A 14,066-nucleotide genomic window follows, 5' to 3' on the forward strand; every position below is an offset into this window, starting at 1 on the left:
AGACCGGGCCGCGATCCTCCCGGGGTCCCAGTGCCGGACCGCTCCCATGGCCGATCCGCGGGCGGTGCGGCCGGCCGTAGCGTCGAGGTGTGATCGACGACCTGCCCTCCCTGATGTATCTGCTCGCCCACGACGATGCGGCCCAGGCCTCCTACGACCGGCCCCGGACGCAGTTGCTGGTCCGTGCCGCCGCCCTGATCGACCTGGCCTCGCGCGGCCGGCTGGGAGAGGAGGACGGCAGGGTCACCGTGTCCGGGCCCGAGCCGACCGGCGACCCCGTCCTGGACGGCGTGCTGCGCCAGGCCGCCGCCGGCGCCCACGGCTGGAGGCACCTCATGCGCAGCGACCGCAAGCGGACCCTGACGGAGGTGGAGGACCGGCTCGCCGCGGCGGGACTCCTCACCGTGAAGGAGCCGCGCACCCCGTTCGGCACCCGACGGCTGACCGTGACGGACCGCGCCGCGCCCGCCGCGCTGCGCGCCCGTGTGTCCGCGGCGCTGCACGGGACCGGGCCCGTAGGGGAGATCCCCGTTGCCGATGCCGCGCTGCTGGCGCTCGCCGCGGCGGGCGGCGTCCGCGCGGTCGTCTCCCGGCATGACCACAAGACCTGCCGGGCCCGTATCGACGCCTGCACGGGGCGCCTTGCGGCTCTCGCCCCCGGTCTCGAGAAAGCGGTACGCGCACTGCCGATGACCATGATCGCCGCACAGGGCGGCATGGGCGGGAGCTGACCTGCCCGGAGGGGAGACGATGAGCATGCACCGCGTCCTGACCAGCCTGGGCTGCACCCTGACCGCCGTCCTCGCGACGGCCTGGTCCCCCGCGGCACCACCGACGCAGTCCGCCTGGCCCGCCGCCACCACGACGGAGCGGTCACGGCCCGCAGCCATGACGCCGCCCGACCGGTCTGCCGCCACCACGACGGAGCGCTTACGGCCCGCAGCCATGACGCAGTCGGCCCGGCCCGCCGCCATCACGACGGAGCGGCACCAGCCCTCCGTCACGACGGTCCGCACCCACGACGGCCTGGTGCGGGGCGCCGCCCACGACGGCTACCGCACCTTCGAAGGCATCCCCTACGCGGCGCCCCCGGTCGGCAGGCTGCGCTGGGCACCGCCGCATCGCGCGGCTCACTGGCCCGGGACAAGGGACGCCACCCGGGCCGCGAGCGCCTGCCCGCAGCCGGCCGGCGAGGTGCCCGGCGGCAGCACCGACGAGGACTGTCTCCACCTGAACGTCACCACGCCCGACGGCGCCGGACCGGCGCGTCCCCGGCCGGTGATCGTGTGGCTGCACGGCGGCGGCTTCACCACCGGAGCGGGCAGCTCCTACGACGCCCACCGCATGGCCACCCGCGGCGACGTCGTGGTCGTCACCGTCAACTACCGTCTCGGGGCGCTTGGTTTCCTCGCACACGACGGGCTGCCGGGCTCCGGCACCTTCGGCCTGGCCGACCAGCAGGCGGCGCTGCGCTGGGTCCGCGCAGAGATCGGCGCCTTCGGCGGCGACGCGGACAACGTGACACTGGCCGGCGAATCGGCGGGCGGGTACAGCGTCTGCGCCCAGCTCGCATCGCCTGCCGCCGCGGGCCTCTTCGACCGGGCGATCATCGGCAGCGGCCCGTGCACCGGCCGCCCGGACCGGCCCTTCGCGCCCTCCTCCGTTCCCCCGTCCACAGCGCGCGCCGCGGGCGCGGACTTCGCGGCCGAGGCCGGCTGCGGCTCCGCCCGCGACGTGATGGCCTGCCTACGGCGCCTCGACGTCTCCCGTCTCCTCGCAGCCCAGGACACCGATCAACAACCGGCTCACACAACCCCGTTGCTGCCCAGCGACCCGGCGCTGGCGATCGCCGCCGGCCGCTTCCGCCACGTCCCCGTGCTGATCGGCGACAATCACGACGAGGGCAACGGCTGGGCCGCCGGAATCATCCAGGCCGGCAATCCCGTCACTCCCGGCACCTGGCCAGACGTCCTGGCCGCCTTCTTCCCCGGACCGGGGCAGGCGGAGGCGATCGCCCACGAGTACCCGGTGCACCGCACAGACGGCGGCCCGGTGTTCGGGGCGGTCATCGGCGACGCGGACTTCGCCTGCCCGACCGCGCGCGCCGAGAGCCTCCTGGCCGCCCATGTTCCCGTCTGGAGCTACGAGTTCGCCGACGAGCACGCTCCGCCGCTCACCCAGGGCACGCCGCCGTTCCCGCTCGGCGCACCGCACGCGAGCGAACTGCCGTACCTGTTCGACCTGGGCGGCCGCCCCCGCGACCTGACCCCGGCACAGCACCGGCTGGCCGACACCATGATCGACTACTGGACCCGCTTCGTCCGCACCGGCGACCCGAACGGCCCGTCCTCACCGCCCTGGCCCCGGCAGACGGTGCTGTCCCTGGCACCGGACCACATCGTCCCGACCAGCACGGTGCGCTCCCGCCGCCACTGCGCGTTCTGGAACGACCTCGGGTGACCATGGACAAGACCGCCGTCGGACGGCGACGCCCCGGCGTCCGGAACGGACAGCCGGGGCTCGCGGCGCTCCATCGCGCTCGGCCGGTCCACGTGGCGCCGGTCAGGCGATGTGGACCGGCTTGCTCGTGGCGCTGCCACCGGTGTGACCGGTGCGCTTCGCGGTGGCCTGCAGGGTGTTGTCGCGGGAGTGGTCGCGACGACCTCGTGTCGTGCCTGCGTCGGAGCCGTCGATCGGCCCTGCGATCGGGGCTTCCCGGCCCCCGGAGCGGGGACCTCCGCGGACCGTCCCACCGGTACGGCCACCGGCCCGGTCCCGGGTACTCGGCGAACCGAGTCGCGCGGGCTCGCGCGACCGCAGCCGAAGCGGGCCGGAGCGGGTGAACGGCATGAGCGATGAATGACGAAGAGGCGCACTCCGGCAGCGGGCCTCCGGGGCCCGGGCCCGAGCTGATCACGTTCGGCCACAGCACGGCCGACCGGACCGCGCTGACCGATCTCCTCCAGCGAGCCGGTGTCACTGCCGTGGTGGACGTCAGAACCGCCCCCGGCAGCCGCCGCGATCCGGAGTTGTCGCGGCAGCGCATGGCCGAGTGGCTGCCCGAGGCGCACATCGCCTACCGGTGGGAGCAACGGCTGGGCGGGTGGCGCAGGCCCGCACCCGACTCGCCCGACACCATCTGGCGCAATGACTCGTTCCGCGGCTACGCCGCCCACACCCGCAGCCCCGGCTTCGTCACCGCGATGGACGATCTGATGCGGCAGGCAGGCGAGTCACGGACCGCGGTGATGTGCAGCGAGGCGGTCTGGTGGCGCTGCCACCGGCGACTGATCGCCGACTTCGCCGTGCTGGCCCGCGGCGCGCGCGTCCTCCACCTGATGCACGACGGACGCCTCACCACGCACACCCCGACCCAGGGGGTGCGCCTCCGGGACGACGGTCTCCTCGTCTACGACGACGGCCCGCCGACGGCCTGAGCGACACCCCTCTGACGTGGACGGACCCGCCGGTGTCACCGCCACGTCACCGCACGGATCGGGGCTCGGGGCGGGTGCCGCACGGCGGGCGCCGGGTACCCGGCCGAGGTAGCTCAGTTCGCGCCGGATCCAGGCGCGAGAGGGAGGAGTCATGACTCAGCATGTACGAGACATCATGACCAGCCGGCTGGTCACGGTGAAGCCGCAGGCGTCGGTGACGGCCGTGGCCAAGAAGATGCGCGACGAGGACATCGGGGCCGTGCTGATCATCGAGGACGACGAGCTGCGCGGTCTCGTCAGCGACCGCGACCTCGTGGTCCGCGCCCTCGCGGAGGGCGGCGACCAGGAACAAAGGACAGTCGCGTCCGCCTGCAGTGACGATGTGATCACGGTGACCCCTGACGAGGACCTCGATCACGCGGTGGAGCTGATGCGCGAGCACTCCATCCGCCGCCTCCCGGTCATGGAACAGGGCCACCCCGTCGGCATCGTGTCGCTCGGCGACGTGGCGATCGAACGCGATGCCGAGTCGGCACTCGGGGACATCAGCGCGGCCAAGCCGAATCAGTAGGCCGCACCGGCAGAAGCCAGCGGGCCGCGCCGGCACTGCGGCGGCCCGGCGTGCCCGTGCACGCGCGCTCCCGCGCGCGGCGCGGGCACGCGGGCACGCGGTCACCGGGCGGCGGAACACGGCCGGGCGCCGGACCGCCGCCCCGCGAGCTCCGTGCCCGCACGAGAGCCGGGCGCGGACGGTGTGGGATCCCGCGGGCGGGGGCACAGGGATGCTGCGGCGTCCCGCGAGGTACGGGGACCCGCCCGAGGTGTGGGAGGGCACATGGACGTGCTGGCCCGGCTGGACCGATATCAGCGACGGCATCGGCGGGCGGGCATGCCGCTCGCGGTCGTGTACAAGTTCTTCGACGACCAGGCCACGTACCTCGCCGCGCTGCTGACGTACTACGGCTTCGTCTCCCTGTTCCCGCTGCTGCTGCTCCTCGTCGCGATCCTCAGCGGTGCCCTGCACGGCAATCCGGGGCTGCAGCACTCCGTACTCCACTCCGCGCTCGGTGAGTTTCCCGTGATCGGCGACCAGCTCGGGCAGAACGTGCACTCGTTCCACGGCAGCGGCGCCGCGGTCGCGGTCGGCGTGGTCGGCAGCGTCTACGGCGCCTTGGGGGTGGCGCAGGCGGTCCAGCACGGCCTGAACAAGATCTTCGCCGTGCCGAGACACGCACGTCCCGACCCCCTGCGCTCACGGGTGAAGGGCCTGGGCTTCCTCCTGCTGCTCGCGGTCGGCCTCGGCCTGACGACGGCGCTGTCCGCCGCGGAATCCGCCGCGGGCATCTTCGGAGCGAGCCTGGCTGTCGGCATCCGGGTCGTCGTCGGCGTCGCGGGTATCGCGGTCAACGCGGCGCTTCTGCTGCTGAGCTACCGCATCATGACCCGGTGCCGGCCTCCGCTGCGCCTGATGTACGGCCCCGCGCTGGGAGCCGCGTGCGCCTGGCAGGTGCTCCAGTGGGGCGGTTCCTACTACGTCGGCCACGTGCTTCGGGGCGCCACGGCGACCTACGGGATGTTCGGCATCGTGCTGGGTCTGCTCGCCTGGGTCTATCTGGCCGCCGTGGTCTACCTGGCCACGGCCGAGATCATCGCCGTGCGCTTCCTGCGGCTGTGGCCGCGCAGCCTGGCCACGCCCTTCACCGACCACGTCCACCTCGCCAAGGGCGACCTGCGCGCCTATCGCTCCTACGCGACCGCCGAGTCCTTCAAGGGCTTCGAGAAGGTCTCCGTCACCTTCGGCAAGCCCCCGCCGCCTGCCGTCGGCGACAAGGGGCACCCTTGACCTGCGAATGCGGTACGGCCGCCCCGGAGCGCGAGTCGCGGCGCTCCGCGGGCGGCCGCGGGCCGGGCCGGCCGCGCCGTCCTACCGGCAGGTGGCCGTCCTACTGGTAGGTGACGGTGACGGGGCGGTGCACGCCGCGCCGCGGGAGCGTGATGGTCAGCTTCCCGGTCCCGGCGTCCCAGCGGTATGCGTCGGGGGAGAGCTTCGCCCCGTCGGCGGCCACCTCGGCGGGTGCCTCGGCCGCCAGGAGTGTCAGTGTCCACCGGCGCTTGCCGACGTGGCCCGGATACGACCCCTTCACCGGGCTGATCGACACGGTGTGGCGCGACCCGGTCTGCCGGTAGCGGATCGTCGTCGTCGCGCTCTTCGGCGCGGTGGCGCCGTCGTCCTCGTAGAGGCTGTACGAGCCCGAGGCGCCGGTGGCGATGGTCAGCGTGACGTCGGTCAGGGCGCTGTGCTCGTTGTGCGTGACGTCATGCGTGCGCGTGGGCAGGATGCCGCCGGCCTTGACGAACACCGGCATCGAACCCAGATCGGTGGTGACGTCGTGAGTGGCCCCGCCGGAATACGTCTTTCCGGTGAAGTAGTCGGTCCACCGGCCGGGCGGGAACCACACCGGCGTGGTGGCGGAGTCACCCGGCGTGGTCACCGGGGCGACCAGCATGTCCGAGCCGTAGAAGTACTCGCTGTCCGCGAAGGCGTACGCCTGCGGCTCGTCCGGGTACTCGACATAGGTGGGGCGGACGATCGGCACGCCGGTGCGGTGGGCCTCCTCGGCGAGTGAGTAGGTGTAAGGCACCAGATTCTCGCGGAGGTTGAGGAACCTGTCGGCCGACCTGCGTGCTGCCGTCCCGTACTGCCAGGGCAGCCTGTCGCTGTGATTGCTGTGCAGGCGGTCGATCGGCTGGAACGTGCCGAACTGGACCCAGCGTGCGTACAGGTCGTCGGGCAGCTTGTACGTGGTGCGGAGCCTGCCGCCGTCCGTGTACGTCTCCGAACCCGTCAGTCCCGTCGTGTCGTTGTGGCCGCCGATGTCGTGTGTGATGGCGGCCATCCCGGTCGCGGCGGACTCGCCCGGCGTGTAGCCGACCTCCTGCCTCAGCACGCCCCACGTGGAGGACGTGTCGCCGGTGAAGTGGACGGTCGTGCGCTTGTCCGCCCACGGCCCGGTCGGCAGCGCCTGCTGGCCGCTGTACCCGCCGGCCTGCAGTGAGCCGTAGGCCCGGGACAGGACGAAGCCCCGGTCGCCGGGGTTGGCGGCGGCGTACTGCTGGTTGATCCACGCGTCCGGGGTCACGCCCGGCAGGGAGGACTGCGACGCGTCGCAGCACCAGTCCAGCCACCAGAAGTCGTTGCCCTGCTGATCCATCGTGCGATGCAGGTCCATGTACGCCTTGAGCTGGTCGGGGTCGCCGAAGTCGAAGGTGTAGCAGTTGCCTTGCACGCCGGCGCCCGAGGCACAGCCGCCCTTCGTCAACCTGCCCTTGGCCGTGGCCTGCGCCTGGGCGAACTGGGGGTCGGAGGCCAGGATGCTGGGATGCACGTTGAGCGTGTTGTGCAGTCCCTGGGCGGCCGACCAGTCGAAGAAGCCCTGGGGATCGGGGAACTTGGCGGGATCCATTTCCCAGCCGCTCCAGTCGTTCACGGCCTTGAAGTCCGTGTCGGTGACCAGGACGTCCAGCGGAACGCCCTCGGACCGGAACGCCGGCAGGATCCTGTCCTTGTAGTCGGCCGCGGTGCGGTCGATGTACTCGGAGTACCAGACGCCGTAGGCCCACTGAGGCAGCAGAGCGGGCGGCCCGGTCAAGGCGGCCAGGTCCGCCAGCGCCTGCTTGTAGTCATGTCCGAAGCCGAAGACATAGCCGTCCTGGTAGGGAGCGCCACCGTGGCCGGGCCGCTGTGTGACCTTGCGCGTCGCGGTGTCGTACAGGGCCGACGGCGTGTCGTCCAGGAGATACCACCCGTCCTTGTTGAGCAGGCCGGGCGTGGTCACGACGGGAGAACCGCCGTTCACTCCGTCCAGGCCCCGCCGGTACCCGCCGAGCGCGACATGAGGCGGGGGCGCGGCCGTCTCCGGGCGGGCCACGGAGACGGTGTCCGCGTTGACGTGACAACTCGCCGGGTCCGGGCAGCCGAGGGTGATGTCATTCGCGCCCGCCTTGAGGGTCACGGGTACGGAGGCCGTCCGCCAGTCGTCCCAGTCCTTCGTCGCCGGGAACGTCAGGGTGCCGGTGGCGCCGCCCGCGCCGACGGTGGCGGTGCGGTCCTCGTGCCGGCCGTCGCCGCCCGTGCCGTTGGCGTACCGCACCCGCAGGGTGTAGACGCCGTCGGCGGGCACGCCGACCACATGGGCCGACAAGCTCGCCCCCTGGTCGAGTTCGGCGACGAAGCCGGTACCCGCGTATCCCGCGTGGTCCGTGGCACTGACCGCCGTGCCGCCGATCCGCGCGGCCTCCGCCTCGCAGCTCACGCCGAAACGGCAGTCCGGGATCGCGGTTGCCGAGCGCGGCGGGTAGGGGTCGCCCGGCCGTCCGAGTGCCACGCTGTCCAGGTTGATGTCACCGGAGTCCGAGGCGGTCCGGGTCAGTGCGAGGGTGTGGTGTCCCGCGCCGAGTTGAAGGCTCTTGGTGACCAGGCCCCACGTGTCCCAGTCGGCCGTGGTCGGCAGAGTCACCGTCTGCCGCGCGCCGCCGTCCACGGACAGGGTGAGCGTGCGGGGTTCGGTCCGGCCGTCACCGCCACGGGAGTTGGCGTACCGCAGGCCCAACTCATAGGACCCGGCGGTGGTGACATCGATGTCAGCGGACACCGAGCTGCCGGTGCTCTCGAAACCCGCCGCGAAGCCGGTCCCGGTGTGGCCGCTGTGGTCCGAGGCCACGGAGACGCCGCTGAGCTGAAGGCTCTCGGCTTCGCACAACGCGCCTGGTGTGCAGGTCAGGCGGTGCCACGGGGTGGCGGTCACCGGTGTGCCGCCCGCCGTCAGCTGTACGGAGAGGTTCTGCGCGTCGAACGGTCCGGAGCCGACCCGGTAGCGCAGGGTCATGGCGCTCGTCCTGATGGTGAGCCAGCCGTCGGACGTGGTGCTGGTGTAGGCAGCCGGTGTGAATGCGCTGCGGCCGATCGCGTTGAACGTGGCCGCGTCGGTGAATTTTCGGTCTCCCGCGTACTCGGTGCGGATCAGGGTCGACGAGAGAATCTCGAAGCGGGCGTCCCCCGACGAGACGGTCGGGATGTGAGCACGCGGCGCGACTCCTGCCGCCGCCGCGCCGGTGTGGGTCAGCGCCATCGCGGCGGTCGTGACGAGGGCGACGACGCCCCCCGCCAGCCGCTGCGTCGATCTCGGCCGGCGCCTTGTCCATGGGGCTGGCATACGCAACTCCGTTCTCGTGTCGGCCGGGCGGCTCACCCGTCCCGCGCACGTCGTGGCTCCGACGGCACTGAGCGGGGCGCGTCTGTTCCCGGAGGGCGAGGTGCGGAAGTACCGGGGCATGCGGCCTCTTCAGAAAGAGCCGCCTGCTCTTTCAACGATGGAAATCACGCACCCAGCATGAGAGCACGCCGCCTGATGAGGTGTCCATAAGGGGGCGAGAGGCAGACTGGGCAACCGAGTTCGTCCTCCTGCCACCGATTCGGGCATCGCACATCCCGTGGACGGCGTCGGCACGTCGGGCCCTGCTCGGTGACGTCGAAGGAGACACCGAGCAGCAGGACCCGGGGCAGGGGGAGCGGCAGTGCGATCCCGGAGCGCTGAAAGGCGTCCGGCGGGGTACACGGGCCGGCATGGCATCGACAACTGATCTCATGTCCCTGCGGGCCGTGCGACAACTGCGCCGGATCCGCGCCTTCTACGCGGTGGGCGCCCTGCTGTGGGCCGCGTCGACCGCCTGGACGGGCTGGCAGTCGCCCGGGAGCCGGCAGATGTGGGTCTCCGCCCTCCTCCTCGTCATCTTCGCCGGCCTCCTGGCGGCGGCCACCCTGTGGCTGCAGCGCCTCCAGGCCACGAGCCCGGCGGGCTCCACGCGGCACGCCACTTCCCGGCGGACGAGTGGGCCGCGCCACGCACACGCCTGACTCGCCCTGAGCCGGACGGCTCGGCACACCGGTACGGTCGGCGTCGTGTCCTGGCACCGACCGCACCCTTCACCCGACAAGCTGTGCCCGCTCCGGTCGGGTGCGGCAGCCCTTCCCGTACCCGCGGACGTCGTCGCGGAGCGGGGTGCGGGTGGGTGCATAGGATCGCCGGTATGGCGCTGCGACCCGTTCAGGTGAACATGAAGGCCCGCGACGGCCTGGCGGTCGGCCGGTTCTGGGCGGAGGCGCTCGGCTGGAATGCCTACAGCCCCGGTGTGACGACGTACGTCGGACCCGGTGGCGGCCTCGTCTGGCCGGATCCCGTCGCCGTCTGCATCGATCTCGTTCCCGTCCCGGAACCCAAGACGATGACCAAGAACCGTATGCACCTCGATCTCGCCACCACCTCCGCCGCGCATCAGGCGGAACTGGTCGCGCGTCTCGAGGCTCTCGGTGCCACGCCCGCCCACGTGGGTCAGGGCGATGTGCCGTGGACGGTCCTCGCCGACCCCGAGGGCAACGAGTTCTGCGTGCTGGAGCCCCGCGAGATCTACCGGGACACCGGGCCGATCGCCGCGGTGGTGGTCGACTGCGCGGATCCACGGTCCATGGCTCGCTTCTGGGGCGAGGCGGTGGACTGGATCTTGCACGAGGTGACCGGCGACAACGCGGTGTTGCGATCCGCCAGGGGCACCGGCCCGTATCTCGAGTTCATCCGCACGCCCGGCGCGAAGACCGTGCCGGACCGCGTCCATCTCGACCTGCTGCCGTACCCCGGTGACGACGAAGCGGCGGAGGTGGCCCGGCTGCGTGCCCTCGGTGCCACCGACCTCGACGTCGGCAAGGGCGACGTACCGTGGACGTGCCTGGCCGACCCGGAGGGCCACGAGTTCTGCGTCCTGGCCCTGTCCTGACCGCCCTGACGGGGAGCCGCGCCGACACCCCGGGGCGGCTCCTGCGCCCCCAGGCCCGCATCAGCCCGCTGCGATAAAATGTGGCGGAAGTGTATGCGCGTTCACGGTCTGCGTCAGCCGGCTTCTCGCCGCTCAGCCGCCCGACCGGTACGGCACGGCGGCTCACGCCTGCCCGGTCGGCGTGAGACCAACGCCGGCAGGCGTCACGGGACAGTCGTCCTCCCGTAGGCACGTCCTCCTGTGGGTCGGTTCTCATGGACCTCAACACCATCACCGAAGTAGTCCGGCGACCCTCCGAGCGGCCAGGCCTGGACTGGCATGAGGGCGACGCCTGGCTCGCGGGCGGGACATGGCTCTATTCCGTGGAGCAGCCGGACCTGCGACGGCTGGTCGACCTCACGGCGTTGCCCTGGGAACCTCTTGTCCGGACGGACGAGGGTCTGGAGATCGGCGCCACGTGCACCATCCGCGACCTGTACGCCTTTCCGTTGCCGACGGTCTGGACCGCCGGAATCCTCTTCCGGAAGAGCTGTGAGGCGTTCCTGTCCTCGTTCAAGGTCTGGAACACGGCGACCGTCGGCGGAAACATCTGCATGTCCCTGCCCGCCGGACCGATGATCACGCTGACGGTCGCGCTGGAGGCGCGGTACGAGCTGTGGGCGCCCGACGGTTCCGTGCGTTTCGTCGACGCCCTCGACTTCGTCACGGGCGACCACCGCAACATCCTCGCCCCCGGGGAGATCCTCAGGCGCGTCACCGTCCCGGAGCACGCGCTGCGCAAACGCACCGCGCATCGCCGCTTCACGCTGACGCGGCTCGGTCGTTCGACGGTGTTCCTCGTCGGCACCCAACGGCTGGGAGGAAGCGACCTGTTGCTCACCATCACCGCCGGCACCACGCGGCCGGTCCGCATCGCCTTCGACTCCCTGCCCGATGCCCGGACCGTGCGGCAGAGCATCGACGCCGTGCCCGACGACCTCTGGTACGCCGATCCCAACGGGACTCCCGACCACCGTCGGCATCTGGCACGGCACTTCGCCGAAGAGATCTGCCGCGAACTTACGGCTGGGGACCTCGCATGAGCTACCTCGTGAACGGCAGGGAGTTCGACCGGGAACCGGCCCCCGGCCAGTGCCTGCGCACCTTCCTGCGCGAACTCGGCCATTTCGGCGTCAAGAAGGGCTGCGACGCCGGAGACTGCGGCGCCTGCACGGTGTGGCTGGACGGCGCGCCGGTGCACAGTTGCATCACCCCCGCCTTCCGCGCGGACGGCCGCGAAGTGACCACGATCGAAGGCCTCGGACGGCCGGGCGCCTTGCACCCGATGCAGCGGCAGTTCGAGGACGCCCCGGGATTCCAGTGCGGTTTCTGCACTGCCGGGATGATCATGACGTCGGCGACCTTCAGTGAGGAGCAGAAGGCCGACCTGCCACGGGCTTTGAAGGGCAACCTCTGCCGCTGCACCGGATACCGGGCGATCGAGGACGCCGTGAAGGGTGTCGGCGCGGTGGAGAGGGCGGCCCCCGGCAAGGCGGTCGGGACGAGCGTCGGCGCGCCCGCGGGCCACGACGTGGTGACCGGGCACGCCGAGTTCACCATGGACACGCGGATCGACGGCATGCTGCACCTCAAAGTGCTGCACTCGCCCCACGCGCACGCCCGGATCCGTTCGATCGACAAGAGCGCGGCCCTCGCGGTCCCCGGCGTGCACCGGGTCTACACCTGGCAGGACGTGCCCCGCAGACGCTTCACCACGGCCATCCACACCGACCACCTGGTCGACCCGGACGACACCTACATCCTCGACGACACGGTCCGCTTCGCCGGCCAGCGCGTCGCCGCGGTCCTGGCCGACACGGTCGGCGCGGCCGAGGAGGGCTGCCGGCGTCTCGCGGTCGAGTACGAGGTGCTGTCGGCGGTGTTCGACCCCGAGACGGCGATGGCCGACAGCGCGCCCCAACTGCACGGCTCCGACGATCCGTTCGTCCGCGACCCGGTCCACAACATCCTGCTCGAACTCCACGGGCACATCGGCGACGTCGACGCGGGCTTCGCCGAGGCAGACGTGATCCACGAAGGCACGTACTTCTCGCCGCGGGTGCAGCACGCGCATCTGGAGACCCACGGGTCGATCGCCTGGATGGAGGACGGCCGGCTGCACGTCCGCACCAGTTCGCAGTCACCGTCGATCGCGAAGGTCAAACTGGAGTACCTGTTCGCGCTGCGCCCGGACCAGGTCAGGGTGTTCTGCAAGCGCGTCGGCGGCGGGTTCGGCGGCAAGCAGGAGGTGATCGCGGAGGACCTGGTCGCGCTCGCCACCCTGGACACCGGGCGGCCCACCTGCCTGGAGTACACCCGTGAGGAGGAGTTCACCACGGCCTCGCCGCGGCATCCGATGACCCTCACGGTCAAGCTCGGGGCGAAGGCCGACGGCACGCTCACCGCCTTCCAGGTGCGCAACGTGTCGAACACGGGCGCCTACGGCAACCACGGCGGTGAAACGGCGTACGCGGGCGGAGCCGCCGTCATGATCTACCGCTGCCCCAACAAGAAGTACGACGCGTACTCCGTCTACACCAACACCGTGCCGAGCGGGGCGCTGCGCGGTTACGGGATGACGCAGCCGGCGTTCGCCGTGGAGTCGGCGATGGACGAACTGGCCCGGGCCCTCCACCTCGCCTCGATCCGCTGGAGCTGCGCCGGCGCAACATCGTGCGGCCGGGCGAGCCCCTGGTCGCCATGGACGACGGGCCCGACGACGTGATCTTCACCGAGGACGGACTCGCCAAGTGCGTCGACCTGGTGGGCGAAGCCCTGGCCCGTACCGCCGACCGGCCGCCTCCAGGCCCCGAGTGGTTCGTCGGAACCGGCGTGGCGAGTTCGCTGCACGAAACCGCACCCCCGACAGACCACCTCTCCGAGGCCTGGGTCACGCTGGGCGACGATCTCCTCTACGAACTGGCCGTCGGAACCGTCGAGTTCGGGGAGGGCACCTCCACCGCCCACGTCCAGATCGCGGCCAACCAGCTGGGCACGACGCCCTCGCGCATCCGGCTGGTGCAGTCCGACACCGACCGTACCGGATTCGACACCGGTGCCTTCGCGAGCGCGGGCCTCTTCGTGGCGGGCAACGCGGTCCTCCGGGCGGCCAACGCCGTGCGCGACCGCATCCTGGAGTTCGCCGCGGCACACACGGGCGTCCATGTCGTGATGTGCACCATGGACGACGACGGTGTCCTCTGGGGCGACCGGCGGATGTCGCTGGCCGAACTCGTCGCGCTGGCCCGGGCGCGTGGCATCCGGTTCACCGCGGCACGCAAGGCGTACGGCTCGCCCCGGAGCGTCACCTCCAACACGCAGGGATTCCAGGTCGCGGTGCACCGCGTGACGGGTGAGATACGCATCCTGTACAGCGTGCACGCGGCGGACGCCGGGGTGATCATCAACCCGGCGCAGGTCCGTGGACAGATCGAGGGCGGTGTCGCACAAGGCATCGGCTTCGCACTGACCGAGAACCATCACGTCGACGACAACGGCGTCATCGTCAACCCCAACCTCCGGAACTACCGCATCCCCGCCTACGCCGACGTCCCCCGCACCGAAATCCTCCTGGTGGGCACGGCCGACTCGGTGGGCCCCATGCGTGCGAAGGGCATGGCGGAGTGCTGCGTCAACCCGGTGGCCCCCGCGCTCGCGAACGCGGTGCACGACGCCACGGGCGTCCGCTACCGCGCGTTGCCGCTGACTCCGGAACGCGTTTACGGCCGGCTCCCCGCGGAGCAGTCGGTGTCGGCAGGTTGA

At 71.6% G+C, this 14,066-nt stretch carries 9 protein-coding genes and 1 pseudogene; 9 read left to right on the forward strand and 1 reads right to left on the reverse strand.

Going from position 1 to position 14,066, the window contains the following annotated elements; translation table 11 throughout:
* Nucleotides 1-89 precede the first annotated feature (89 nt).
* The 5 genes from AB0924_RS16760 (at nt 90) to AB0924_RS16780 (ending at nt 5,280) form a co-directional block, all read left to right on the forward strand.
* Nucleotides 90-731, forward strand: coding sequence for a GPP34 family phosphoprotein (locus AB0924_RS16760; protein WP_358933811.1), 642 nt, complete (start codon nt 90-92; stop codon nt 729-731).
* A gap of 19 nt (nt 732-750) precedes the next feature.
* Entirely contained in the window at nt 751-2,460 is a 1,710-nt protein-coding gene (locus tag AB0924_RS16765) for a carboxylesterase family protein (RefSeq protein WP_366911770.1), read from the forward strand.
* A gap of 395 nt (nt 2,461-2,855) precedes the next feature.
* Nucleotides 2,856-3,437, forward strand: coding sequence for a DUF488 domain-containing protein (locus tag AB0924_RS16770; protein ID WP_366911771.1), 582 nt, complete (start codon nt 2,856-2,858; stop codon nt 3,435-3,437).
* 151 nt (nt 3,438-3,588) lie between these two features.
* Entirely contained in the window at nt 3,589-4,008 is a 420-nt protein-coding gene (locus tag AB0924_RS16775) for a CBS domain-containing protein (RefSeq protein ID WP_366911772.1), read from the forward strand.
* Between the two features lie 264 nt (nt 4,009-4,272).
* Nucleotides 4,273-5,280 (forward strand): YihY/virulence factor BrkB family protein, encoded by a 1,008-nt coding sequence (locus AB0924_RS16780; protein WP_358933817.1) that lies wholly within the window; start codon nt 4,273-4,275, stop codon nt 5,278-5,280.
* A 100-nt stretch (nt 5,281-5,380) separates the two neighbouring features.
* Here AB0924_RS16780 and AB0924_RS16785 read toward each other — a convergent pair whose 3' ends face one another.
* Nucleotides 5,381-8,566 carry a TIM-barrel domain-containing protein gene (locus AB0924_RS16785; protein ID WP_366911773.1) on the reverse strand — a complete coding sequence of 1,062 codons (3,186 nt, stop codon included), beginning with the start codon at nt 8,564-8,566 and terminating at the stop codon, nt 5,381-5,383.
* A gap of 494 nt (nt 8,567-9,060) precedes the next feature.
* Here AB0924_RS16785 and AB0924_RS16790 point away from each other — a divergent pair, with 494 nt between their 5' ends.
* The 4 genes and pseudogenes from AB0924_RS16790 to AB0924_RS16805 all read left to right on the forward strand — a co-directional run bounded on the left by AB0924_RS16790 (nt 9,061) and on the right by AB0924_RS16805 (nt 14,066).
* Nucleotides 9,061-9,351, forward strand: coding sequence for a hypothetical protein (locus AB0924_RS16790; protein ID WP_358933822.1), 291 nt, complete (start codon nt 9,061-9,063; stop codon nt 9,349-9,351).
* 173 nt (nt 9,352-9,524) lie between these two features.
* Nucleotides 9,525-10,265, forward strand: coding sequence for a VOC family protein (locus tag AB0924_RS16795; RefSeq protein WP_366911774.1), 741 nt, complete (start codon nt 9,525-9,527; stop codon nt 10,263-10,265).
* A gap of 254 nt (nt 10,266-10,519) precedes the next feature.
* Nucleotides 10,520-11,347 carry an FAD binding domain-containing protein gene (locus tag AB0924_RS16800; RefSeq protein WP_366911775.1) on the forward strand — a complete coding sequence of 276 codons (828 nt, stop codon included), beginning with the start codon at nt 10,520-10,522 and terminating at the stop codon, nt 11,345-11,347.
* Nucleotides 11,344-14,066, forward strand: a pseudogene (locus AB0924_RS16805) (molybdopterin cofactor-binding domain-containing protein). The gene AB0924_RS16800 and the pseudogene AB0924_RS16805 overlap by 4 nt, the downstream one beginning before the upstream one ends.

The sequence above is a fragment of the Streptomyces sp. NPDC047869 genome, from assembly GCF_040704065.1.
In the GTDB taxonomy this organism is placed as follows: domain Bacteria; phylum Actinomycetota; class Actinomycetes; order Streptomycetales; family Streptomycetaceae; genus Streptomyces.

Excerpts from the sequence above, each read along its gene's own strand:
- AB0924_RS16765 (WP_366911770.1), top strand. The coding sequence starts at position 751 with ATGAGCATGCACCGCGTCCTGACCAGCCTGGGCTGCACCCTGACCGCC.
- AB0924_RS16785 (WP_366911773.1), bottom strand. The coding sequence starts at position 8,566 with ATGGCGCTGACCCACACCGGCGCGGCGGCGGCAGGAGTCGCGCCGCGT.
- AB0924_RS16790 (WP_358933822.1), top strand. The coding sequence starts at position 9,061 with ATGGCATCGACAACTGATCTCATGTCCCTGCGGGCCGTGCGACAACTG.
- AB0924_RS16780 (WP_358933817.1), top strand. The coding sequence starts at position 4,273 with ATGGACGTGCTGGCCCGGCTGGACCGATATCAGCGACGGCATCGGCGG.
- AB0924_RS16800 (WP_366911775.1), top strand. The coding sequence starts at position 10,520 with ATGGACCTCAACACCATCACCGAAGTAGTCCGGCGACCCTCCGAGCGG.
- AB0924_RS16795 (WP_366911774.1), top strand. The coding sequence starts at position 9,525 with ATGGCGCTGCGACCCGTTCAGGTGAACATGAAGGCCCGCGACGGCCTG.
- AB0924_RS16775 (WP_366911772.1), top strand. The coding sequence starts at position 3,589 with ATGACTCAGCATGTACGAGACATCATGACCAGCCGGCTGGTCACGGTG.
- AB0924_RS16770 (WP_366911771.1), top strand. The coding sequence starts at position 2,856 with ATGAATGACGAAGAGGCGCACTCCGGCAGCGGGCCTCCGGGGCCCGGG.